Below are 20,944 nucleotides of genomic sequence, written 5' to 3' on the forward strand. Positions count from 1 at the left end.
ATACCCTAGGGGGGTACCTTCTACACCGCCAGGACGAACAGACGGGAGGTCACGGCATGGCCGGGTACATCGGATCCAAGAGCGAGTTCACCAAACGCCTGCGCCGCGTCGAGGGCCGGATTCGCGGCCTCCAGCGGATGGTCGAGACCGACACCTACTGCATCGACATCCTGACCCAGGTCTCGGCGACCACCAGGGCACTGCAGGCGGTCGCCCTGGGACTGCTCGACGAGCACATGAACCACTGCCTGGTCGCGGCGGCCGGAGCCGGCGGCGCGGAGGCCGACGCCAAGCTCCAGGAGGCTTCGGCGGCCATCGCGCGACTGCTGCGCTCCTGAACCGACCTCCGCCCGAAGGAGACACCCCTTGAACACCCCGACCAAACTCGCCGGCTTCGCCCTGGGCCTGGCGGTCGCCCTCGGCGGGGCGGCCGGCATCGGCCACGCCGTCGGACCGATCGGCGACCCGGCCCCCGCCCCGATGCACCACGCCGCGACGAGCGGCACGGCACGGCCCGGCTCCGCAGCCGGCCACGGAGACCACGACACGGGCGAGGCCGGACCGACCGCCGCGACCGGAACCGCGACCGAGGAAACCCCTGGAGGACTGATGGTCTCGCAGCACGGCTACACCCTGGAACCCACCGCCCGCAGCCTGACGGCCGGCACCCCGCAGACCCTGTCCTTCGTCGTCCGCGGCCCGGACGGCAAGCCCGTCACCGGGTACACCCCGACCCACGAGATGGACCTGCACCTGATCGTGGTCCGCCGCGACCTGACGGACTTCCAGCACCTGCACCCGACCCGGGACGCCGTCGGCACCTGGAGCATCCCGCTGACCCTGCCGACCGCCGGCGAGTACCGGATGTTCACCGACTTCGCCCCGGCGGGCGGCCAGGGACTCACCCTCGGTGCCGACCTCTCGGCCGCCGGGAACTTCACCCCGCAGCCGCTCCCCGCCCCGGCCGCCACCGTCGAAACCGACGGCTACTCCGTCACCTTGGACGGCACGCTGGAGGCCGGGAGGACCTCGAAACTGACCCTCACCGTCAGCCGGGACGGCAAGCCGGTCACCGACCTCCAGCCCTACCTCGCCGCGTACGGCCACCTGGTGGCCCTGCGCTCCGGCGACCTCGCCTACCTGCACGTGCACCCGGACGGGAGCCCCGGCGACGGCCGCACCGCGCCCGGCCCCGGCATCACCTTCTACGCCACCGTGCCGAGCGCCGGCGACTACCGGCTCTTCCTCGACTTCAAGCACGGGGACACCGTGCACACCGCCGCCTTCACCGCCCACGCCGAGGCCGGCAGCGGCCGGGCCGAGGCGGACGGGACCGGCGACGGCGACCACCAGCACTGACCGCACGCCGACAGGTACCCCCTACCCGTACCCCCGAACGCGCCCGACCGCAGTACCCCCGAGGAGGGGTGATGAGCTCCGCAACCCAAGACAGGACCCGGCCCGCCGGCAGTGAGCAGATCGAACTCGAGATCGGCGGCATGACCTGCGCCTCGTGCGCCGCCCGGATCGAGAAGCGGCTGAACAAGATGGAGGGCGTCACCGCCACCGTCAACTACGCCACCGAGAAGGCCAAGGTCACCTTCCTCGACTCGATCGAGCCGCAGGCCCTGGTCGCCGAGGTGGAGAAGGCCGGCTACACCGCCGCACTGCCCAGGCCGCCGGCCGCCGAGAACGCGGAGAGCACGGAGGAGGCCGGCCCCTCGGCGGCCGACGAGCGGGTCCGGGCACTGCGTCAGCGGCTGCTGATCTCTGCGGTACTGACCGTCCCGGTGATCGCCATGGCGATGATCCCGGCGATCCAGTTCACCTTCTGGCAGTGGCTCTCGCTCACCCTCGCCGCCCCGGTCGTCGCGTACGGCGCCTGGCCGTTCCACCGTGCCGCGTGGACCAACCTCAGGCACGGCGCGGCCACCATGGACACCCTGATCTCGGTCGGCACGCTGGCCGCCATGGGCTGGTCGCTGTACGCGCTCTTCTGGGGCACCGCCGGCACCCCCGGCATGACGCACCCGTTCGAGCTGACCATCGGCCGCAGCGACGGGGCGGGCAACATCTACCTGGAGGCCGCCGCCGGAGTCACCACGTTCCTGCTGGCCGGACGCTACTTCGAGGTCCGTTCCAAGCGGCGGGCCGGATCGGCACTGCGGGCACTGCTGGAGCTCGGCTCCAAGGACGTCGCGGTGATCCGGGACGGCCGCGAGGAGCGCGTCCCGATCGGGCAGTTGGCGGTCGGCGACGTCTTCGTGGTCCGTCCGGGCGAGAAGGTGGCCACCGACGGCGTGATCGTCGAAGGCACCTCGGCGATCGACGCCAGCATGCTGACCGGTGAGTCCGTACCGGTCGAGGTCTCCCCGGGCGACACCGTGGTGGGCGCGACGGTCAACGCGGGCGGCCGGCTGACGGTCCGCGCGGCGAAGGTCGGTGCGGACACCCAACTCGCCCAGATGGCACGGCTGGTGGAGGACGCGCAGAACGGAAAGGCCGAGGTCCAGCGGCTCGCCGACAAGGTCTCCGGGATCTTCGTGCCCGTGGTCATCACCCTGGCCGTCGCCACCCTCGGCTTCTGGCTGGGCACCGGCGCGGGCATCAGCTCGGCGTTCACGGCGGCGGTAGCGGTACTGATCATCGCCTGCCCCTGCGCCCTGGGGCTCGCCACGCCGACCGCGCTGATGGTCGGCACCGGACGCGGCGCGCAGCTCGGCATCCTGATCAAGGGGCCCGAGGTACTGGAGTCCACCACGGGCGTGGACACCGTGGTGCTGGACAAGACCGGCACGGTGACGACCGGTCAGATGACCCTGGTCGAGGTCGTCCCTGCCGACGGCGAGGACCCGGCGCAGATCCTGCGCCTGGCCGGTGCACTGGAGGACGCCTCCGAGCACCCGATCGCCCAGGCGATCGCCAAGGGCGCCACCCAGCGGGTCGGCACCCTGCCGCAGGTCGAGGACTTCGCCAACCTGGAGGGCCTGGGCGTGCAGGGCGTGGTGGCCGGCGACGGCACCAGGCACGCCGTCCTGGTCGGCCGGACCCGCCTGCTCGACGAGTGGAGCCAGCACCTGCCCCCCGCGCTGGAGCGGGCCAAGGCCGAGGCGGAGGCCAAGGGCCGCACCGCCGTCGCGGTCGGCTGGGACGGCAGGGCGCGCGGGATCGTGGTGGTCGCCGACGCGGTGAAGCCCACCTCGGCCGCCGCCATCCGCCAGCTGCGCGCCCTCGGCCTGCGGCCGGTGCTGCTCACCGGTGACAACGCCTCGGCCGCCCGCGCGGTGGCCGACGAGGTCGGCATCGAGGAGGTGATCGCCGAGGTGATGCCCGCCGACAAGGTGGACGTGGTCAAGCGTCTCCAGGCGGAGGGCCGCCGGGTGGCGATGGTCGGCGACGGCGTCAACGACGCGGCGGCGCTCGCCCAGGCGGACCTCGGGCTCGCCATGGGCACCGGCACGGACGCCGCGATCGAGGCGGCCGACCTGACCCTGGTCCGCGGTGACCTGCGCATCGCGGCGGACGCCATCCGCCTCGCCCGGCGCACCCTGGCCACCATCAAGACCAACCTGTTCTGGGCCTTCGCCTACAACGTGGCCGCGCTGCCGCTGGCGGCGGCCGGCCTGCTGAACCCGATGATCGCCGGTGCGGCGATGGCGTTCTCCTCGGTGTTCGTCGTCTCCAACAGCCTGCGGCTGCGCCGCTTCGCCGCCCTGCCCGACAACCGCGCCACCGGACCGACCGCCTGAGGAACAGTCACCGTGAGGCCGCCCGACCACTGGTCCGGCGGCCTCACGGCTTCCGCCACCGGGAAAAGCCCTCCGGCCACTACCACATTCCTTAGTAATTTCGCAGAATCACGGGGCGGCGACATGACGGAGAAACAGTCGGTTCTCTCCCGCCAGAACCCCGCGGAACCCGGCAGAACCGATCCGGCACATCGGCCGAATGGTGAATGCTCCGAACTCGGGACCGGTCTTGATTTCCGCCAACGGAATGACTCGACTGACTCCCGACGACCTACCGGGCAACGACCACCCCTCCCTCGGGGTCGGCAGCCACTGCCGCCGACCCGCTGGGCACGGCGCCGACCAGGGGATGAGAGATGGCTGACAAGCTGGAGCCGAGGGCGGCCGTCGCGGACGAGGCCGCCGAGATCGCCGCCCTTCTCGCCACTTCCTGGCGCGAGAACTACGCGGAACTGCTCGGCGGATACCGCACCGAGCTCCTGGTCGGAGAATACTGCGGAGTGGGCCGCATTTCCGCCGAGACAAGCGCCGCCCGCGCCGGTGACGGCTGGCTCGGCTGGCTCGTCGCCCGTACCGACGGCGAACTCGTCGGCGCCGCCGCCGGCGGAATCACCACCATCGGCTCGGGCGAGATCTACACCCTCTGCATCGCCTCCGCACACAGCGGAAAGGGCATCGCCGGCGCGCTGGTCAGAGCCGCGACCGAGCAGCAGCGGGCCCGCGGCGCCACCGAGCAGTCGGTCGGGGTGTACGGCAGCGGGGACCCGGCCTTCGGTTTCTTCACCCGGCACGGCTTCGCCCCCGTCGGCCCCGGCCACCACCCGGCCGAGGGCGTCGCCCCCTCCGACGGCTCTCCCCCGCTGGTCCGGATCCGCCGCGAGATCTGAACGAACGCCCCGGGATCGGCAGTCAGGCCAGCAGTCCGATCCCGCAGTCCGAGCCGGCAGTCCGACTGCCGCGATCCGGGCCCAGTGGTCAGGGGCCCGCAGTCCGAGTCCCCCACAGTCCGAGTCCCCTCAGCCCGGACGGCGGTGCAGGAGCTCACTTCAGGACGGGTGCGCTCATCCACATGTGCTTGTCGCAGACCACGATCCCGACCCGCTTCCCGTGGGCGTCGGTCATCTTCAGAGCCGGACCGGTCTCGTGCCGCCCGGCGTGCGGCGGCAGCGCCTGACCCTGCGCGAGGTCGTCCGCCGGGAAGTAGCAGACACGGCTGGTGTCCGGGACCTCGCTGTAGTGCAGGTCCACGACCACGGAACGCCCCGGCGCCACCACCAGCCGCACCGGCACCGTCCTGGCGCCGACCGCGACCACCTCGGGCCCCTTGCCCACGTGCACCCGGAACCACGGGTAGCCGTCGAAGGCACACGCCTCGGCTCCGGCGTTCTGCGCGGTCAGCCGTGCCGGAACGGGATCACCGGGCGTCGTCGGCACGTGCTCCAGGTGCACGAGCGTCCAACGCAGCTGTGCGGACGTGCAGTTGGCCGCCGCACCGTCCGGTGTCGGCTGTGCGACGGAACCGGACGGGACCGGCCCGGTCCCCGTCGGCGACACCACGGCCATGGGCGACGCCGAAACCGGCACCGCCGGTACGCCGCTGCCGGAGGGCACGGCCGAACCGGCGGAGGCGCTCGGGCCGACACCCGCCGCACCGGCGGCGGACGGCGCGACGGACCCGGAGGGCCTGACACCGGCGGCGGACGCCCTACCGTCCGGCGAGACCGACGCCGTCCCGGCCGCCCCCGTCGCCGGGCCGTCGCCCTCCGGCCCGCAGGCGCTCACCGACAGGACCAGCCCCACCGCAACCGCTGCTCCGACCACCAGCCGTCTGTTCATCGAAGTTCCCCCGTAGTTGTGCCGGGCCATGGCTTCACCGCCGCCATCGCCGTCCAGGACTCGGCTCGGACTCTTCGAGCCTAGAGGACCCGACGGACCCTACACCCGGGGACATCCGGCACCTGGCGCAGCAGGGCCGATGCACCCACCCCGAACACGACACACCGCGTGCGCCGGACCGGGGGTCACCCGGTACGGCGCACGCGGTGATCGCCTGCTGCTTCCGCTCTACTCCTTCTCCCTCTTGCTCCTTCCGGGTGCAAACCCGTCCGACCCGTCCGACCTGTTCGGCCCGTCCGGAGCCACAGGCCCGGGTCGGGGACAGCTCAGTCCCGGGTGGCCCGGCGGAGTACGAGCAGCATCGCCCCGATCGTCGAGAGCAGGGCGGAGAGCAGCATCAGCGGGGTCTGCGCCGAACCCGTGTGGGCCAACTCCCCGTGGTGATGGTGGTGGTGCTCCTTGCCGGACGAGTGGTGACCGCCGGCCGAACCGTGCTCCTTGCCCGAGAACTCGATCTTGTTCACCGAGCTCGCCGAGCTCGAGTTGTTGTTGTTGTTATTGTTGTTGTTGTTATTGTTGTTGGTCAGTTGGCTGCCATTCACGTTCTGGATTGAAGGCGCATTGTTGCCCGTGACCGTCACGTTCGGGTGGCTGTCGTTCGAGATCGAAACCGTGAAGGTCTGGTTTCCCTGCGTCTGATTGGCCGTCTGGCTGGGGTTGTTGGTCTGGGTGGGGGTGGAGTTCGCACTCTGGGTCGGGTTGGCCGTCTGGTTCGCGCTGCCGCTGGCGTTGGCGCTCTGGGTGGGGTTGGCCGTCTGGTTCGCGCTGCCGCTGGCGTTGGCACTGCCGCTGGCGGCGGCGCTGGAGTCGGAGTCCGAAGTGGGGTTGGCGGTGGCGCTGCCGGTGCCGGTACCGCTGGCGGCGGTGTCCTGAGTGGGGTTGGCCGTGGCGCTGCCGGTGCCGGTGCCGGTGCCGGTACCGGTACCACTGCCGCCGCCGATGGCGCTGGAGTCGGAGTCCTGGGTGGGGTTGGCCGTCTGGCTGGGGTTGGCCGTCTGGCTGGACGACTGGTCAGCGGTCTCGTTGCTCGACTGGTCCTGAGTGGACGTCTGATCCTGGCTCTGCTCCTGGTTCTGGCCTTGGTTCTGACCCTGACCCTGGCCCTGGTGGTTGTTGCCGTGGTCGTGCTCGTTGCCCTGGCCGTGCTCGTGCTCGTGCTTGTTCCCGTGCTCGTGCTCGTTGTCCTGGCCGTGCTCACCGCAGCGCTGGTCGCACTGCTCGTGGTCGCCGTCCAGCCTCGGCTGCTCGGCGGGGCCGGCCGTCTGGTAGCCGTTCTCCCAGTCCGGTGCGCCCTCGAACTGCTGCGGCAGGGCGCCGTCCGTGTTCCTGGCACCCCAAGAGGCCTCCCCCTCTTGGGGTGCCGTTCCGAGGCCGGCCTGGTCGACGAGCGCGGCCACCCAGGGGGATTCGCTCATCCCCGAATCGCTGGTCGCGACCTCCGGGGACCAGTCGGAGTAGGCGTGCGCCGTGCTGCTGCCCAGCACGACCAGGGCGAACGAGGTCAGTCCCGACACGACGAGACCGGCTGCGCGGGTCTTCATGATGCTCCCAATGTGATCGTCAAAGCGGATTCTCTGTCTACAACAAAGCCCGATTAATCTGACGCTTACCACACAGCCCGATCAATACATCGGTGTAGTTATTGACCCGAACGGCCTTGCCCGGAACGGAGTCGGGGAGCCCGGACGGCAGATTTACCGGTTTGTATTACTGCCAATATTCGAGTCCCAGTCGGATTTCGACGGTGGCGGCCACCTGCCACCGCGTGGACCCGCCGCGCCGAACACTGGCTCCGGTGCGATCACACGGGTGAGGATCGGTACCGCCCCGGGTGCTCTCGTGGCACCGGCCGTCCCCGGCGGGGCACCTGAGCACACCCTGGAGGAGCCATGGCCACGCGCAGCCCTTCCGGATCCGCCCCACTCGCGTCCGCCGTCCGCCCTCCCCACGGCGACCGGGGGCCCACCGGCACCCGTTGGGCCCCCGGCCTGGAATCGATGGCGCCTCCGACCCCGCGCACCACCTGGCTGCAGGACTTCCTGCTCAACCCGCATGCCGCCGACATCGTCGGGTACCTGAGATCGGCCCGCAGCGTCGGCGGCCCGGTCCTCGGCCTGGGCTCCGGGGCCGGACGACTGACCGTCCCCTTTGCTCACCACGGCTTCCGGGTCGAGGCGGTGGACCGGCACCCGACGGGCCGTCACCGTCAGCTGTACCGCGTTGGAACTGCTCCGGTTGAACGGCGAGTTCGGCTTCGTGATGCTCGCCGGAGCGATGGTCACCGCGCTCGCACCGGGCTCCCGGGCGGCACTGCTCACCGAGGTGGCCGCCCACCTGCGTCCCGGCGGAACGCTCGCCCTGGACTTCACCGCGCACCGCCGCACCGGACTGGCCGAGGAGCCGTACCGCCACTGGACCTTCCGGGTGCCGCGGTTCGACGGCGTCGAGGAGACGGCATTCGCCGAGCAGAGATTCGATCTTTCCACGATGCGGGAAGAACTGCTCTTCCGCAGCGAGCAGTTCGGCCCCGGGGCGTCTTGTGACCAGGCACTGGCCCTCTACCAGGAGCTGAGAACCCGGGGGTCGTCCAACTACGACGAACTCACGGTCGAGCTCGGCCTCTCCGGCCCCGAGGCCCAGTCCTGTTGGACCGAACTCAGCCAACTGGGCCTGATCACCGAGCCCTCGCGCGACGAGGCCGGCGCCGTGGCGGTGGTCGACCCCGAGGTGGCCCTGCTGCGCATGCTCGCCCAGGAACAGCGCGACATCCGGGACCGCCAGCAGCGCGCCGAGGACCGGTACGCCGCGATCGAGGACCTGGCCGCCCGCTACATGCGCGGCGGGGGCGCCACCCATGCCGAGATCGAGATCGAGGTACTGACCAGCAGGCGGCGGATCCAGCAGACCCTGGAGGGCCTCTCGGAGACCGTCAAGGACGAGATCGCCTCGATGCACCCCGGCGCCCTGCCCACCGGCGAACGGCCGCGCGGCGCAGCGCAAATGGGCGCGTCAGTCCAGCCAGCCGAGCTTCGCGGCCCGGACACCCGCCTCGAAGCGGCTGGTGGTGCCCAGTTCCTGCATCACCTCGGACATCACCCGGCCGAGGGTGCGCAGCGAGACGCCGAGCGAGCGGGCGATCTTCTCGTCCTTCATGCCGGCCGCCAGCATCCTGATCGCCGCGTGCTGCTGCTCGGTCAGCCGTTCGCCGCCGCGGCGCTGCTCGACGTGTCCGAACGTCGAGGACGTGTGCCAGCAGTACTCGTAGGGCGCCAGGTAAGAGCGGACCAGGGCGGAGCCGCGCGCGAGCACGGCGCCGGCCTCGTGGTTGTCCGGATCGATCGGGAGCAGGGCGAACCGGCGGTCGCTCAGGATCATGTTCAGCGGGACCACCGGGGCCAGCCGGACCTCGACGCCCAGCTCGGTCTGGCGGCGGAAGAACTCGGCGAGCGCCGGCACCACCGCGAAGCGCTGCTGGTAGACGGCCCGGACCTGGGCGCCGCTCTCCAGCAGCCGGCGGTCGCGGGCCAGCCCCTGCTCCAGGAACTCGGATGGTTCGGGCCCGGTCCGGCACGGCTTCGACCGGGCTTCAGCCGGGCTCCGATCGGGCAAGAGGTGCGCTTGGTCAAATCTTTGTCCCGACCACATGGCGACCCGATGGCGGCCCTGATGGAACACGACCGGGACGCGGTGGTCCAGCGGCTGCGCGACGTCGGCCTGCGCGTGACGGGTCCCCGGATGGAGGTCCTGCAGATCCTCAGCGCGCAGGCGCACCTGGACGTCGAGTCGATCACCAAGGCGGCCCGGGCCCGGCTCGGTACGCTCACCAGCCAGGCCGTCTACGAGATGCTGCGGCACTTCATGGAGACCGGACTGGTCCGGAAGTTCGAACGCCCCGGCCGTCCGGCCGTCTTCGAGCTCTCCACCGGCGAACACCAGCACGCCCTCTGCACCCGCTGCGGCCGGGTGACCAACGTCGAGGCGGAGGTCCCCGCCCCGCCGCGCAAGGGCCTGCGCGGCTGGCGCATCGAGGAGACCGAACTCGTCTTCCTGGGCGAGTGCCCCGACTGCCGCAAGGCCGGTCCGGCCTGAGCGGGGCGCACCCGCCGTCGGCCGCTCAGCTGCCGGGCAGTCCCACCAGGACGGCCAGACAGCGCAGTTGGTGGTCGAAGGCCGCCGATCGTTCCAGCATCGTGCCCTCGAACTGGCCCGACAGCTCGAAGCCGAGCCAGCCGAAGACCCCGGTCCAGCCGCCCACCGCTCGCAGCACCAGGTCGTCGGGCACCCCGGACATCACCTGGCGGATCCGGGCCGCGTCGTCGGCCAGCAGGGTTCCCGACACTCCGTAGGAGCTTCGTATTTCACGAGCCGAAAAGTCCAGCCGCTCCGCGAGCAGGTCCCAGCCCGTGCCGCCCGGCTCCTCCTCCGGGGTAAGCCCGGCGCAGTCCTCACGCAGTGCCGAGAACAGCCGGCTCAGCCGCTGGTTCCAGCCGGCGTGCAGGTGGTCTCGGGTCCGGTCCAGCCCGTCCAGCCGGAACTCGGCCGGCCGGCCCTCGGGGCGGTCCGAGAGCACATGGCGGCGCAGGGTGTCCGAGCCGGCATCGGTGAGCACGTCCAGCGCCCAGACCGCGTGCCGCCGGGTGGTGGAGCTTCCGGCCGTCCAGCCGGTAGTACTCGTTGACCTGGAAGCCCGTCGGGAGCGGGCTGCCGTGCGCCGCCACCAGGGTCGGCAGGACGGCCAGTTGGACGACGGCGCGGTCGATGCCGGAGAACTGCAGCGGCCCCCGGGCGGTCTCCCCGCCGACCCCCGGAGCGGCCTCCGCGCCGTCTACCCCGATGCCCGCACCCCCTTCGCACATCCGACCCTCTACCGCGAGCAGAACCTGGCCGCCTGGGAGGTCCCGGAGATCTGGCTGATCACCGGGCCGACTCCGAGCCACTTCATCGACGTCACCGACGTCTTCCCCCGCAAGCTCGCCGCACTGCGCCTGCACACCTCGCAGACCGCCCATCTCGCCGAGCTGGCGGAGCTGCTCGTCCGCTGGCAGGGCGAGCACGCCGCCCGGGGCGGGCTGCCGGCCGGGCGGCGGGCGGAGGCGTTCCAGGTCGTCCGGCTGGGGTAGGGCGCTGCGGCGGCGCACCGATCCGCAGCCGACACCGAGCACCGGTCCGACGGATGCCCGACTGTCGAACGGATACCCGGTACGGGCGGTCGAGATGCCTAGTCCGGACGGTTGAGCAGGACGAAGCCGTCCCGGTCGGCCACGGTGCGGTAGCCCTGAGCACGGGCCAGGTCCAGGGACGCCTTCTCCTCCTGGACCGTCAGTGGCCACCGCTTGTACCACGGCGTCCAGGTGTCCACCACGATCCACTGGGGGCGGGGACGGCTCTGTGGCCAGCCGTAGAGGCTGACGCTGGTGCGGTCGGTGAGCTGGGGCACCAGCAGGGTGGACGCCTGGACCGTGGCACCGTCGGGGATGCGGTCCATCAGGCGGTGGGCGACCGCGACGCGGGGATCGGTCCGCCAGGTGTCCGGCTTGACCAGCTGCCACAGCGGATACTGCGGAAGCACCAGAAGCCCGATCGCGGCGGAGCCCGCGAGGTAGCGGTGCAGGCTGGCCCTGCTCGGACGGCGACGGACCAGAGCGTCGGCGAACGCCGCGAAGACAATCGGCATCAGCACCAGCGAGTAGTGGTAACCGGTGCCCCAGTGAACCGAGTTGCCGGAGGAGAAGCGCCACAGCAGTGTCGGCAGTGCGACCCACAGCAGCGGGGAGCGCAGGGCCAGGAACAGGGTCGGGGCCAGTACGAGCAACAGGGTCGAGACCTTGGCCTCGGGGGTGACGAGGCCGACCGTGCCCCGGTACAGCAGCCCCGCCAGTCCGCCGTCGCTGCCCTTCGGGCTGTCCAGCCAGAACCAGTAGGCGAAGGAGCCGTCCGGGTTGAGGGCCGGCAGGACCACCAGCAGCGCCAGCAGCGTTCCGGCCAGACCGGATGCGGCGGTGACGATCCCCAACCTGCGGTCGCCGCTCCGGGCGATGAGAAGACCGATCACGGCCACCGTGAGGCCCAGGTCCTCCTTCACCAGCAGCAGGGGCAGCGCCCAGAACGCCGCGGCGCGCAGCCGGCCACTCCCGAGGGCGGACAGTGAGTACGCGAGCAGCGGAACGGCGAAGGCCACCTCGTGGAAGTCGAATCCGACCGCGCTCGCGACCCCCCAGGAGAGGCCGTAGCCCACGCCGATGACCACAGCGGCTGCCGGGCCCAGTGTCCGGCGCACCCAACCGGCCAGCGGCAGCACGCTTGCCGCGACCAGCGCCGCCTGCACCACGAGCAGGGTCTCTGCCGACGGCCACAGCCGGTAGAACGGCGCCACGAGCGCCAGCACGGGCGAGAAGTGGTCCCCCAGGACGGGGAAGTCCGGCGCCTTCAGCTCGGAGACGGGTAGGTGCCCGTGCGCGTAGGACCGGATGGCCTGTTCGAAGATCCCCAGGTCGTAGCTGTTGGAGAGGATCCGCCGGTGGATCCGCAGGGACAGCGCCGCGTACGCGAGGAACAGCGCCGCGGCCAGCGCCCAGATCCACCACGCGCCGTCGGAGCGGCTCCCGCCGGACGGCTCCGCCGCCACCCGTTCCTGCGGAGCCGACTGCTGCGGAGGGAGCGTACTGCCGTGAGTGGGGGGTGCGTGCATGACCTGGCCTTCCGGGGCTGCGGCTGTGGCCCTCAAGATGGCAGCAACCGCGACGACGTGACGCCGGGAGCTACCGCCGGTCCGCTCAGAATCCTTCGAATGGCCGCACACCCCGTGTGGCATTCGTGCGATGCGCCGGCGCGGTGCCGGGAAGGCCAAATCCGGTTGCGGGCACCGTCCGGCGGCTGACACCGTACGGACTTCCGCAACTCCCGCGAGGCTCGGATGACGATCTACTTCTACGGTGCCGACGAAGTCCCCTACGGCTGCTTCTCCAACTTCTCCGCGCACGGCTTCGACCTCGACGGCCACTGGTGGCCGACCTCGGAGCACTTCTTCCAGGCCCAGAAGTTCGCCGGCACCCGCCGTGCCGAGACGATCCGGCGGGCCCGGACACCGCTGCGGGCCGCCGAGCTGGGCCGAGATCCGTCCGGGCCGCTGCGGCGGGACTGGGACCGGGTCAGGGACGACGTGATGCGCCGCGCGGTGCTGGCCAAGTTCGGTGCGCACGCCGACATCCGTGCCGTCCTGCTGTCCACCGGCGACGAAGAGCTCGTCGAGGACACCGGCACCGACCACTACTGGGGTCGCGGCAGAACCGGGACCGGAAAGAACATGCTCGGCCGGATCCTGATGCGCACACGCGGCCGGCTCCGTGCCTGACCCGTCGGACTCGAACCGGTCCACCGCCGCCGCGGCCGGCGCTCCGCGCCCGGGGACGCGGATCCGCGTCCCCGGGGGCGGCCGCACGGCCTGACGCCCGCCGCCCCCGGTGGGATCAGCCGTAGACGACGAGCTCCCGGTCGGTGGCCCCGCAGAGGCGGTAGCGCGCGGGGTCGGCCGGTCGGCCGCAGTACATCCTGATGACCGTGCCGGGGTCGGCCTCCAGCCGGGCCGGGGCACGGCCCTCGACCACGTTGCCGAAGACCATGCCGCCGATCGGCGTGGTGGCGTGGACACGCGGGGTACTGCGCTACCGGCTCACCGTGGAGAGCAGCGCGAGTGCGTCGTCCATGCCCACGCTCTCGTACGCCCCCGGCCGGCCGAGTGCCTCCCGGACATCACCGGCGTGCACCCACTCGCCCAGCGCGATGACGTCCAACTCCCCTCCGGCGGCGGCGATCACCGGGCCCGCCTCGATCATGCCCCGCTCCAGTTCGTCGAGCACCCGGCCGAGCGACCAGTCCCTTCGCTCCCGGACGTCGGCCGCGTTGTTCTCCGGGGTGAAGCCGGGCAGCCGTCCCTCCACGATCCGCACCAGCGCGGCACCGCAGTGGAGGCAGCGTTGGACGATCAGGTGGTCGCCGGGGCGCAACAGCGCGAGCAGCACCGAGCTGATCGCGCCCATCCCCGAGGCGGTCGCCATCGCGGCGGCGCCGCCCTCCAGGTCGGCGAGGACCGACTCCAGCGCACTGGTGGTCGGATTGCCCCGCCGGGTGTAGACGAAGGCTCCGTCGGGACCGGCCATGGCGTCGGCGATGGCATCCGGGTCGTCGAAGGCGAACCCGAAGGTCTGGTAGAGCGGGACGGCCAACGGACGGCTGCCCGGCGGCTGCGGCGCGGTGACGTGGACGGCGCGGGTCTGCGGGCGGGTACGGCCGGCCGGCGCGGCGCCGGGGGTGCCGGCCGCGCCACTGGTGGTGGCTGTCATGCCGGCCAGGATGCCCGCCGCGGCACCCGGTGCGCAGCGAAGGCGTCCAGGGTTTCCCAAGTCGACTTCCGTGCAACCATCTTGACGTGCGATGCGCCAACTCATCCCATCGGTACCATACCCCCCGATGGTATGAATTCCGGCGGCTCCTCCTCCCCTCGCGGGGCCGGTCTCGTCTAGCATGGGAGCCGAAGAAGGGGCGGCGGTGCGACGAGGAGGGGACGTCAGCGTGCGGCGACTCGGAGACCTGGAGGCGGAGATCATGGACCGCCTGTGGAGCTGGGGGCGGCCCGCCACCGTCCGGGAGATCGTCGACGACCTCAACCGGAAGCGGCCCGTGGCGTACACGACGGTGATGACGGTCGCCGACATCCTCTTCAACAAGGGCCACCTGCGCCGCGAGAAGGAGCGCCGGGCCTGGGTCTACCAGCCCACCCGCAGCCGCGAGGCCTACACGGCGGCCCTGATGCACGACGCCCTGGGCGTCAGCCCGGACCGCTCCACCGCGCTCGCCCGGTTCGTCGAACAGATCTCCCCCGACGAGCAGGAGGCGCTCCGCCAGGCACTCCTGGCCATCGACCGAGCCGGCGAGCAGTGATCGCCGCCGCCGTCCTCGCCGGCTACGCCGCCGTGGTGGGGTGGGCGGCACCCGCCGCCCTCGGCCGGGCCCGCTGGGCCCACCGCGCACCGAGGGCCGCACTGACGCTCTGGCGGGCACTGATGCTCACCTTCGTCGTCTCCGCGGCCCTGGCCGCCTACCACCTCACCCGGTCCGGCCAGCACCTGCACGGACTGCTCGGCGTCATCGACGTCTGGCTCGGCGGAGACGACGCACCCTCGGTCGAGCGCGGCGCGGAGGGGCCGGGACTGCTGCTTCCCGTCGGGATCGCCGCCGCCTGGCCGCTCGGCTGGTTCTCCGCCGCACTGCTCCGCTCGCGCCGCCACCGGCGCCGTCACCTCGCCCTGCTCGACCTGGCCGGACGCCCCGAACCCCGGCTGGGCGCCGTCGTCCTGGAACACGACACCCCCGCCGCGTACTGCCTGCCCGGACGGCGGCCCCGCACCGTCCTGACCAGCGGCGCCCTCGACACCCTGACCCCCGAACAGCTGCACGCCGTCCTCGAACACGAACGCGCCCACCTGCGCGGCCGGCACCACCTCTCGCTCGCCCTCGCCGAGGGCTTCGCCCGCGCCTTCCCCGGCCTCCCGCTCGCCCGCACCGCCCGGAGCCAGACCGCCGACCTGCTGGAGATGGTCGCCGACGACCACGCCCTGCGCAGCTGCACCCCGAAGGCGCTCGCCGCCGCCATGTGCGAGGTCGCCGCGGGCGGCGTACCGCAGACCGCACTCGCGGCCGGCGGGCCCACCGTGCTGCTCCGCCTCAAGCGGCTGCTGCTGCCGCGGACCGGTCTGCGCCCGGTGGCCCGGACCGCCGTGCTGCTGCTCGCCCTCGCCGCACCGCTGCTGCCGTACTTCGTCACCTGCGGGCCGACGCTCGGCTGAGTACGGCGTCGGCCGGCCCCCGGCCCGCCGTGGTGCGGGCCGGGCCTGCCTCGGCTGCACCTGCCCGCCCACTCGGCCGCCCGCACGCCACCGCCACCGCCATGACCGTGGCCGCTGCCGTGGCCCCGCGCCCCGCGCCGGCCGACCGCGGGGGGCCTCCCGTTCCACCGGCCCCCGGACCGCCCGGACCGCGGGCTACCGCAGACCCATGACATTACCCTAGGGGGGTATGGTACGTTCGTCAGGTCGGTGGCCGACAGGCCCGCCGGATCGCCTGACGCGACAGACCCAGCAAGGGAGCATCCGATGCCCGAGAACCTCCTCACCGAAGACGCCACCCAGAACGCAGGCTCCTGCTGCGGCGGCGGCTCGTGCGGCTCCGCCCCGGCCGCCGAACCCGCCACCGGCACCCGGGAGATCTACGTCGTCCAGGGCATGACCTGCGGCCACTGCGTCGGCTCCGTCACCGCCGAGCTGACGAAGCTCCCGGGCGTCACCTCGGTCACCGTCGACCTCGCCACCGGCAACGTCACGGTCGACAGCGAGCAGCCGTTGGAGCGCAGCGCCGTCGCCGAGGCCATCGAGGAGGCCGGCTACGACCTGGTGGGGTCCGCAGCCTGACCCCCGCAGCACCCGGGGCGTGCGCGATGCGGACACCGCCGTGCACGCCCCGGGCCCGTCCCCGACTCCGGGACCCTCCCCCGGACCGGGCGGATCAGCCGTGAAGCGCAGCACGCGAGCACCGGTCTGAGCCACCGACCGACGGTACCCGCGGCTCACTCGGCCTGGCCAAGGAGTCCCATGACGGACCGTCACCCACCCTCCACCGCAGGCAACTCGGCAGGCACCCCGGCAGGCACCCCCGCCGGCAGCCCGGCAGCGAGCCCGCTCGGCCGGCCGGCCGGCCGCACCGCTCCCCCTGCTCCGGGCGCTCCCCCTGCTCTCCTCGGCCGCCCCGGTCTCGTACGCCTCCGCGCTGCTCTTCGGCTCGGCGATCACGGCCGTCACCACCTGCGCCAGGGACAGCCTGCCCGAGCACCACTGGACAACCGCCATCGCCGGACTGACCACCGTCTTCGCCCTCGGCCAGTGCCTGGGACCGCTACTGGCGGGCGCCCTCGCCGGCGGGCCGAGCGGCACCACCGCGGGGCTGGCCATCGGCGCGGTGCTGCTGGCGCTGGCCGCCGCCACCGCGCTGGCGCAGCGGGCCCGTACCGCACCCCCGTCCGCCCCGGCCGTCCCGTCCGTCTCCGTTCCGACGGATACCGTTCCCGGGTAAAGTAAGACCGACCGGCACACGGGAGTGGACGTAGGAGCAGGTCGAGGGACGAATCCGGCGGTGGCGACGAGGGCGTGGCAGCAGAGCTGCGGCGACCGAGGAGAAACCGTCCGGGCGACAGCCGTCGGCACGCGACGCCGCCCCCGTCCGCCGGTCGGTCCGAGCTCGCCGGTGGCGCAGCAGGAGCCCACCGGACGGCCCACCGCGAGTGACGCACGACAGGTCCGGCCGACATCGCCGATGGCCGCCCCGGAGAAGGGTGAGAGCCGCCCCGACAGGGCGAGAGCCGAGCACATGAGGGAACCGGAGTAGGCCCATGGTCGACCACAGTTACAGCAACCACAAGGACGACGTCCTCAAGCGACTGCGCCGTATCGAGGGCCAGATCCGCGGCCTCCAGCGGATGGTCGAGCAGGACACCTACTGCATCGACGTCCTCACCCAGGTCTCCGCGAGCACCCGGGCGCTCCAGTCCTTCGCCCTCCAGATGCTGGAGGAACACCTCGCCCACTGCGTGAGCAACGCCGTGAGCGCGGGCGGCGACGAAGCCGCGCTCAAGCTCAAGGAAGCCAACGCCGCCATCGCCCGCCTGGTCCGCTCCTGACGCCGCCGGCGTCACCGGCGTCACCGGCGTCACCGGCGTCACCGGCGCCCTGACGCCCCCGGCCGTACGCACCCGCGCCCCTGGCCCGGCGGCGACGGACCGGTACCGACAGGCGGGCTCCTGCTGAAGGCCCCTTCGCGCGACGTGCGCTGAAGGGGCCTTCAGCTTGCTTCAGGCTGCCTTCAGCGTCGCGGGGCAATGCTGAGCCGCACCGCCGGACGGAGGTTCCGGCGCCGTGTCCTGCGCGAGGAGCCCCCGATGCCCCAGCCCCACTTCCCGGAGCCGTCCGACCGCGGTGCGGCGAGCGCCGCAGCGATGGGCCGGGGCTACGGCGCGGGCGGGGCGCGGCGGCCCGATCCGGCGGACGCGGACCGGGTCCGCGCCCGGTCGACGGTCGGCGGCGCCCGCAGGCCGGGCCGTACGGAGCGTCGCAGGGCACCCCGCACCCAGCCCCGCCCCCTCACGCTGCTGCCCCGGCCCACCGCCTCCCCGCACACCCCGCCCCGCCGGGTCACGGTCGTGTCCGCGAGCATCGGGGCCGGGCACGACGGCGCGGCGCGAGAACTGGTGCGCCGCCTGCGGGAGTTCGGCCTCGTGGTCGACTGCCACGACTTCCTCGACCTGTTGCCGCCGGGGTGGGGGCGGATCCTCCGCGCGAGTTACGAACTGGAGCTGCGAGTCGCGCCCTGGGCCTGGGGCTGGCTGCTGGAGGGCCTCCAGCGGCACCGCTGGTCCTCGGCGCTGGTCAGCGCGCTCGCCGGCCGCGCCGCCGCCCGGCGGACCCGCGCGCTGATCGGTCCCGACACCGGCGCGGTGGTGTCCACCTATCCGCTGGCCAGCCAGGCCCTGGGCAGGCTCCGCCGGCGCGGCAGGCTCGCGGCACCCGCGGTCACCTTCCTCACCGACATGTCGGTGCACCCGCTCTGGGTGGCCCGCGGAGTCGATCTGCACCTCGCGCTGCACCCGGTGGCCGCCGCCCAGGCCCGCGCCCACCGGGCCGACGGCGTGCTGGTCAGCGGGCCACTGGTGGGGCCGCAGTTCCGTCCGGCGGCGTCGGCGGACGAACGGCGCTGCGAGCGCCTGCGGTTCAGGCTGCCCACCGGCCGGCCGGTGGCGCTGGTGGTGGCCGGCTCCTGGGGCGTGGGCGAGGTGGAACTCGCCGCCCGGGAGATCGCGGCGACCGGCCTGGCCACACCGGTCACGGTGTGCGGCCGGAACTCGGCACTGCGCGAACGGCTGGCTGCGGACGGGGTGGGCGTGGCACTCGGCTGGGTGGACGACATGCCCGCGCTGCTGCGCGCCTCGGACGTGGTGGTGCAGAACGCGGGCGGACTCACCTCCCTGGAGGCGATGGCCAGCGGCGTCCCGGTGGTCAGTTACCGCTGCCTGCCCGGCCACGGCGTGACCAACGCCGAGGCCCTGGACCAGGCCGGACTCGCCCCGTGGATCCGGACTCCCGGGCAACTCGCCGCGCTGCTCGGCGAAGCCCTCGCCGCGGGCACCGCCGACCGCACGGAGGCGGCCGTCCCGGCCGACCAGGTGATCGCGGCCCTGGCCGGTGCCGTCCTCTCCGCACCCGTTGCACCCGCCGCACCCGCCGCGTCCCTTCCGCCCGCCGCACCCGCCGTCCGCACGACGGCCACCACCCGGACGGCCCCCGCCGTGCTGCCCCTGCACCGCCCGGACGCCCGGGAGTTGGCCTCGTGAGCGGACTGATCGGCCCCGTGACCAAGGCCCTGGCCCTGTCCGGCACGCTGGCGGCCGGCTCGCTCGCGGTGGCGCACGCCGCACCCGCGCTCAGCGCGCTCAACGCGGTACGGCCCTGGCTCACCCCCGAGTTGTGCGGGTTCGGCGATCCGGACCACGTCGCACTGACCTTCGACGACGGCCCCGACCCGGCCTCCACGCCCGCCTTCCTGCGGGAGTTGGACCGCGCGGGCGTACGGGCCACGTTCTTCCTGCTCGGCCGGATGCTGGTCCGCGCCCCCGGCCTGGGCCGTGAACTCGTCGCGGCGGGCCACGAGATCGCGGTGCACGGGTACGAGCACCGCTGCCTGCTCGCCCGCACCCCGGGCGCGGTGCGCGACGACATCGCCCGCGCCCGGGACGTGATCGCCGAACTGACCGGCAGCCAACCCTGCTGGTACCGGCCGCCGTACGGGGTGCTCACCGCCGGAGCACTGGCCGCCGCACGGGAGTTGGAGCTGACACCGATGCTGTGGAGCACCTGGGGACGCGACTGGACCGCCACCGCCAGCCCGGACTCGGTCTACCGCACGGTCACCCGCGGACTGGCAGGCGGGGGAACCGTGCTCCTGCACGACACGGACTGCACCGCGGCCCCGGGCTCCTGGCGGTCCGCCCTCGGCGCACTGCCCCGCCTGATCGACGCCTGCCACGCCCGTGGCCTCCGGCTCGGCCCCCTGTGGGAACACCGGACCGCGGCCGCCGTCGCGGCCTGGGCAGGCACCGTCTGACGTCCGGTCGGGCCGGACCCTCGCCGCAGAGCGCCGGGACGGCCCGAAGGGCCCGTGCTCCGGACTCCCGGCCGGCAACTCCGCTGCGCCGGTGGACCGCCGGCCTCCGCCCGACGCCTCCCGCCCGACGCCTCCCGCCCGGCACCGGAGGGCTCTACGCTGGGGCGACCAGTGGGCGTTGTCGGGCGGGGAGGCGGGGCAGTTGCGGCGAGCAGCGGTAGGTGTCGACATCGGCGGGACCAAGGTGCTCATGCTGGCCGAGGGGCCGGACCTCGACGAGCCGGTCGTCCGGCGGCTGGCCACCGGAGGGGCGGTCACCCCGGCGGACCTGGAGGCGGCCGTCCGGGCGTTCCTCGCGGACCACGGCCTGAAGCCGACGGTGCTGGGGATCGCCGTGCCCGGCCTGGTCGAGAGCGGCCGGGTCAGGGTCTCCGACGTGCTGCCCCAGCTCGCGGGCTGGGCGGGAACGGGCGACGGCGACGGCCCCGCGCTGCTGGTCAACGACATCCGGGGCGCCCTCGCCCAGGAGACGGCCGGGCTCTCGCGGGCCGCCACCGCAGCGGTGGTCGTCTGCGGCACCGCCGTGGGATCGGCCTACCTGGCCGACGGGCGGGTCGTCCGGGGCGCACGGGGCTGGGCCGGCGAGATCGGCAGCATGCCCGTCTCCACGCCGCAGGGCGTCCGGCGCCTCGACGACCTTGCGGGCGGCGGCGCCGTCGTGCGGGCGGCCGAGATGCCGCCGGAGCGGATCCATGCCGCACTGGCGGACGGCGACCCCCGGATCCGGGCCGTCGTGCACGCGGCCGGTGAGGCGTTCGGACTGGCCCTCGCGTCACTGGTCAACCTCCTGAACCCGGACGTGATCCGGGTCACGGGCGGCACCCTCGGCTACCCGGGCTACTGGGACACCGCGCTGGCCACCGCCGAGCGCCACGCCCTGCCCGAACTGTGGGACGCCTGCGCCGTCACCCGTATCCGGGCCGGTGAGCTGGTCGTCGCGCGCGGCGCCATCCGGCTGGCCGGCGCGGCCGCCGACGGCCAGGCGTGGGTGCAGCAGTACGTCTGACGGCAGCGGCCGGGCGGAGGTGTCGAGGGCG

At 73.1% G+C, this 20,944-nt stretch carries 23 protein-coding genes; 16 read left to right on the top strand and 7 right to left on the bottom strand.

Features of this window, described 5'->3' with window-relative positions:
- Positions 1–56 precede the first annotated feature (56 nt).
- The 4 genes from ACFC1R_RS26810 to ACFC1R_RS26825 all read left to right on the top strand — a co-directional run bounded on the left by ACFC1R_RS26810 (position 57) and on the right by ACFC1R_RS26825 (position 4,636).
- Complete coding sequence (locus ACFC1R_RS26810) at positions 57–338, top strand: metal-sensitive transcriptional regulator (protein ID WP_375942789.1); 282 nt, start codon at positions 57–59, stop codon at positions 336–338.
- Between the two features lie 28 nt (positions 339–366).
- Positions 367–1,359, top strand: coding sequence for a hypothetical protein (locus tag ACFC1R_RS26815; RefSeq protein WP_375942791.1), 993 nt, complete (start codon positions 367–369; stop codon positions 1,357–1,359).
- A 71-nt stretch (positions 1,360–1,430) separates the two neighbouring features.
- Entirely contained in the window at positions 1,431–3,749 is a 2,319-nt protein-coding gene (locus ACFC1R_RS26820) for a heavy metal translocating P-type ATPase (RefSeq protein WP_375942793.1), read from the top strand.
- 356 nt (positions 3,750–4,105) lie between these two features.
- Positions 4,106–4,636 carry a GNAT family N-acetyltransferase gene (locus ACFC1R_RS26825; protein WP_375942795.1) on the top strand — a complete coding sequence of 177 codons (531 nt, stop codon included), beginning with the start codon at positions 4,106–4,108 and terminating at the stop codon, positions 4,634–4,636.
- A 154-nt stretch (positions 4,637–4,790) separates the two neighbouring features.
- On the opposite strand, the gene ACFC1R_RS26830 is transcribed toward ACFC1R_RS26825, so the two are convergent.
- Positions 4,791–5,312, bottom strand: a complete 522-nt coding sequence (locus ACFC1R_RS26830; RefSeq protein ID WP_375942797.1) for a DUF4232 domain-containing protein — start codon at positions 5,310–5,312, stop codon at positions 4,791–4,793.
- Here ACFC1R_RS26830 and ACFC1R_RS26835 point away from each other — a divergent pair.
- Positions 5,311–5,601, top strand: coding sequence for a hypothetical protein (locus ACFC1R_RS26835; protein ID WP_375942799.1), 291 nt, complete (start codon positions 5,311–5,313; stop codon positions 5,599–5,601). The genes ACFC1R_RS26830 and ACFC1R_RS26835 overlap by 2 nt on opposite strands.
- A gap of 310 nt (positions 5,602–5,911) precedes the next feature.
- Here the strand turns inward: ACFC1R_RS26835 and ACFC1R_RS26840 are convergent, their stop codons facing one another.
- Complete coding sequence (locus tag ACFC1R_RS26840; protein ID WP_375942801.1) at positions 5,912–7,186, bottom strand: LPXTG cell wall anchor domain-containing protein; 1,275 nt, start codon at positions 7,184–7,186, stop codon at positions 5,912–5,914.
- A gap of 1,468 nt (positions 7,187–8,654) precedes the next feature.
- Positions 8,655–9,290 carry a LuxR C-terminal-related transcriptional regulator gene (locus ACFC1R_RS26845; RefSeq protein WP_375942850.1) on the bottom strand — a complete coding sequence of 212 codons (636 nt, stop codon included), beginning with the start codon at positions 9,288–9,290 and terminating at the stop codon, positions 8,655–8,657.
- 90 nt (positions 9,291–9,380) lie between these two features.
- On the opposite strand from ACFC1R_RS26845, the gene ACFC1R_RS26850 reads away from it, so the two are divergent.
- Entirely contained in the window at positions 9,381–9,734 is a 354-nt protein-coding gene (locus tag ACFC1R_RS26850) for a Fur family transcriptional regulator (RefSeq protein ID WP_375942852.1), read from the top strand.
- A gap of 25 nt (positions 9,735–9,759) precedes the next feature.
- On the opposite strand, the gene ACFC1R_RS26855 is transcribed toward ACFC1R_RS26850, so the two are convergent.
- Complete coding sequence (locus tag ACFC1R_RS26855) at positions 9,760–10,254, bottom strand: hypothetical protein (protein ID WP_375942802.1); 495 nt, start codon at positions 10,252–10,254, stop codon at positions 9,760–9,762.
- On the opposite strand from ACFC1R_RS26855, the gene ACFC1R_RS26860 reads away from it, so the two are divergent.
- Positions 10,247–10,765, top strand: coding sequence for a hypothetical protein (locus tag ACFC1R_RS26860; protein ID WP_375942804.1), 519 nt, complete (start codon positions 10,247–10,249; stop codon positions 10,763–10,765). The two genes, ACFC1R_RS26855 and ACFC1R_RS26860, sit on opposite strands and share 8 nt — an antisense overlap.
- A 98-nt stretch (positions 10,766–10,863) precedes the next feature.
- Here ACFC1R_RS26860 and ACFC1R_RS26865 read toward each other — a convergent pair whose 3' ends face one another.
- A complete protein-coding gene (locus ACFC1R_RS26865; RefSeq protein ID WP_375942806.1) occupies positions 10,864–12,333 on the bottom strand; it encodes a DUF2079 domain-containing protein in 1,470 nt (489 codons plus the stop codon).
- A gap of 225 nt (positions 12,334–12,558) precedes the next feature.
- Here ACFC1R_RS26865 and ACFC1R_RS26870 point away from each other — a divergent pair, with 225 nt between their 5' ends.
- A complete protein-coding gene (locus tag ACFC1R_RS26870) occupies positions 12,559–12,996 on the top strand; it encodes an NADAR family protein (RefSeq protein WP_375942807.1) in 438 nt (145 codons plus the stop codon).
- 115 nt (positions 12,997–13,111) lie between these two features.
- Here the strand turns inward: ACFC1R_RS26870 and ACFC1R_RS26875 are convergent, their stop codons facing one another.
- On the bottom strand, positions 13,112–13,264 hold the full coding sequence (locus ACFC1R_RS26875; protein WP_375942809.1) for a hypothetical protein: 153 nt from the start codon (positions 13,262–13,264) through the stop codon (positions 13,112–13,114).
- Positions 13,265–13,306: 42 nt separating this feature from the next.
- Positions 13,307–13,984, bottom strand: a complete 678-nt coding sequence (locus ACFC1R_RS26880; protein ID WP_375942811.1) for a PLP-dependent transferase — start codon at positions 13,982–13,984, stop codon at positions 13,307–13,309.
- 229 nt (positions 13,985–14,213) lie between these two features.
- Here ACFC1R_RS26880 and ACFC1R_RS26885 point away from each other — a divergent pair, with 229 nt between their 5' ends.
- From ACFC1R_RS26885 to ACFC1R_RS26920, 8 genes are all read left to right on the top strand, one after another.
- On the top strand, positions 14,214–14,582 hold the full coding sequence (locus ACFC1R_RS26885; protein WP_375942813.1) for a BlaI/MecI/CopY family transcriptional regulator: 369 nt from the start codon (positions 14,214–14,216) through the stop codon (positions 14,580–14,582).
- Positions 14,579–15,487, top strand: coding sequence for a M56 family metallopeptidase (locus ACFC1R_RS26890; RefSeq protein ID WP_375942814.1), 909 nt, complete (start codon positions 14,579–14,581; stop codon positions 15,485–15,487). The genes ACFC1R_RS26885 and ACFC1R_RS26890 overlap by 4 nt, the downstream gene beginning before the upstream one ends.
- Positions 15,488–15,793: 306 nt before the next feature.
- Complete coding sequence (locus ACFC1R_RS26895) at positions 15,794–16,108, top strand: cation transporter (RefSeq protein WP_375942816.1); 315 nt, start codon at positions 15,794–15,796, stop codon at positions 16,106–16,108.
- A gap of 316 nt (positions 16,109–16,424) precedes the next feature.
- A complete protein-coding gene (locus ACFC1R_RS26900; RefSeq protein WP_375942854.1) occupies positions 16,425–16,766 on the top strand; it encodes a YbfB/YjiJ family MFS transporter in 342 nt (113 codons plus the stop codon).
- Between the two features lie 316 nt (positions 16,767–17,082).
- Positions 17,083–17,370 carry a metal-sensitive transcriptional regulator gene (locus tag ACFC1R_RS26905; protein WP_045305943.1) on the top strand — a complete coding sequence of 96 codons (288 nt, stop codon included), beginning with the start codon at positions 17,083–17,085 and terminating at the stop codon, positions 17,368–17,370.
- A 258-nt stretch (positions 17,371–17,628) separates the two neighbouring features.
- Positions 17,629–19,077, top strand: coding sequence for a glycosyltransferase (locus ACFC1R_RS26910; RefSeq protein WP_375942818.1), 1,449 nt, complete (start codon positions 17,629–17,631; stop codon positions 19,075–19,077).
- Complete coding sequence (locus ACFC1R_RS26915) at positions 19,074–19,847, top strand: polysaccharide deacetylase family protein (protein ID WP_375942820.1); 774 nt, start codon at positions 19,074–19,076, stop codon at positions 19,845–19,847. Before ACFC1R_RS26910 ends, ACFC1R_RS26915 begins: the two co-directional genes overlap by 4 nt.
- Positions 19,848–20,049: 202 nt before the next feature.
- Positions 20,050–20,913 carry an ROK family protein gene (locus ACFC1R_RS26920; RefSeq protein ID WP_375942822.1) on the top strand — a complete coding sequence of 288 codons (864 nt, stop codon included), beginning with the start codon at positions 20,050–20,052 and terminating at the stop codon, positions 20,911–20,913.
- The last annotated feature ends 31 nt before the right edge of the window (positions 20,914–20,944 follow it).

Source organism: Kitasatospora sp. NPDC056138, from assembly GCF_042264695.1.
Taxonomy (GTDB): Bacteria; Actinomycetota; Actinomycetes; order Streptomycetales; family Streptomycetaceae; genus Kitasatospora.

Excerpts from the sequence above, each read along its gene's own strand:
- ACFC1R_RS26870 (WP_375942807.1), top strand. The coding sequence starts at position 12,559 with ATGACGATCTACTTCTACGGTGCCGACGAAGTCCCCTACGGCTGCTTC.
- ACFC1R_RS26910 (WP_375942818.1), top strand. The coding sequence starts at position 17,629 with ATGCCCCAGCCCCACTTCCCGGAGCCGTCCGACCGCGGTGCGGCGAGC.
- ACFC1R_RS26905 (WP_045305943.1), top strand. The coding sequence starts at position 17,083 with ATGGTCGACCACAGTTACAGCAACCACAAGGACGACGTCCTCAAGCGA.
- ACFC1R_RS26840 (WP_375942801.1), bottom strand. The coding sequence starts at position 7,186 with ATGAAGACCCGCGCAGCCGGTCTCGTCGTGTCGGGACTGACCTCGTTC.
- ACFC1R_RS26810 (WP_375942789.1), top strand. The coding sequence starts at position 57 with ATGGCCGGGTACATCGGATCCAAGAGCGAGTTCACCAAACGCCTGCGC.
- ACFC1R_RS26845 (WP_375942850.1), bottom strand. The coding sequence starts at position 9,290 with ATGTGGTCGGGACAAAGATTTGACCAAGCGCACCTCTTGCCCGATCGG.
- ACFC1R_RS26835 (WP_375942799.1), top strand. The coding sequence starts at position 5,311 with ATGGGCGACGCCGAAACCGGCACCGCCGGTACGCCGCTGCCGGAGGGC.
- ACFC1R_RS26820 (WP_375942793.1), top strand. The coding sequence starts at position 1,431 with ATGAGCTCCGCAACCCAAGACAGGACCCGGCCCGCCGGCAGTGAGCAG.
- ACFC1R_RS26875 (WP_375942809.1), bottom strand. The coding sequence starts at position 13,264 with ATGGTCTTCGGCAACGTGGTCGAGGGCCGTGCCCCGGCCCGGCTGGAG.
- ACFC1R_RS26895 (WP_375942816.1), top strand. The coding sequence starts at position 15,794 with ATGCCCGAGAACCTCCTCACCGAAGACGCCACCCAGAACGCAGGCTCC.
- ACFC1R_RS26880 (WP_375942811.1), bottom strand. The coding sequence starts at position 13,984 with ATGACAGCCACCACCAGTGGCGCGGCCGGCACCCCCGGCGCCGCGCCG.
- ACFC1R_RS26850 (WP_375942852.1), top strand. The coding sequence starts at position 9,381 with ATGGAGGTCCTGCAGATCCTCAGCGCGCAGGCGCACCTGGACGTCGAG.
- ACFC1R_RS26865 (WP_375942806.1), bottom strand. The coding sequence starts at position 12,333 with ATGCACGCACCCCCCACTCACGGCAGTACGCTCCCTCCGCAGCAGTCG.
- ACFC1R_RS26830 (WP_375942797.1), bottom strand. The coding sequence starts at position 5,312 with ATGGCCGTGGTGTCGCCGACGGGGACCGGGCCGGTCCCGTCCGGTTCC.
- ACFC1R_RS26825 (WP_375942795.1), top strand. The coding sequence starts at position 4,106 with ATGGCTGACAAGCTGGAGCCGAGGGCGGCCGTCGCGGACGAGGCCGCC.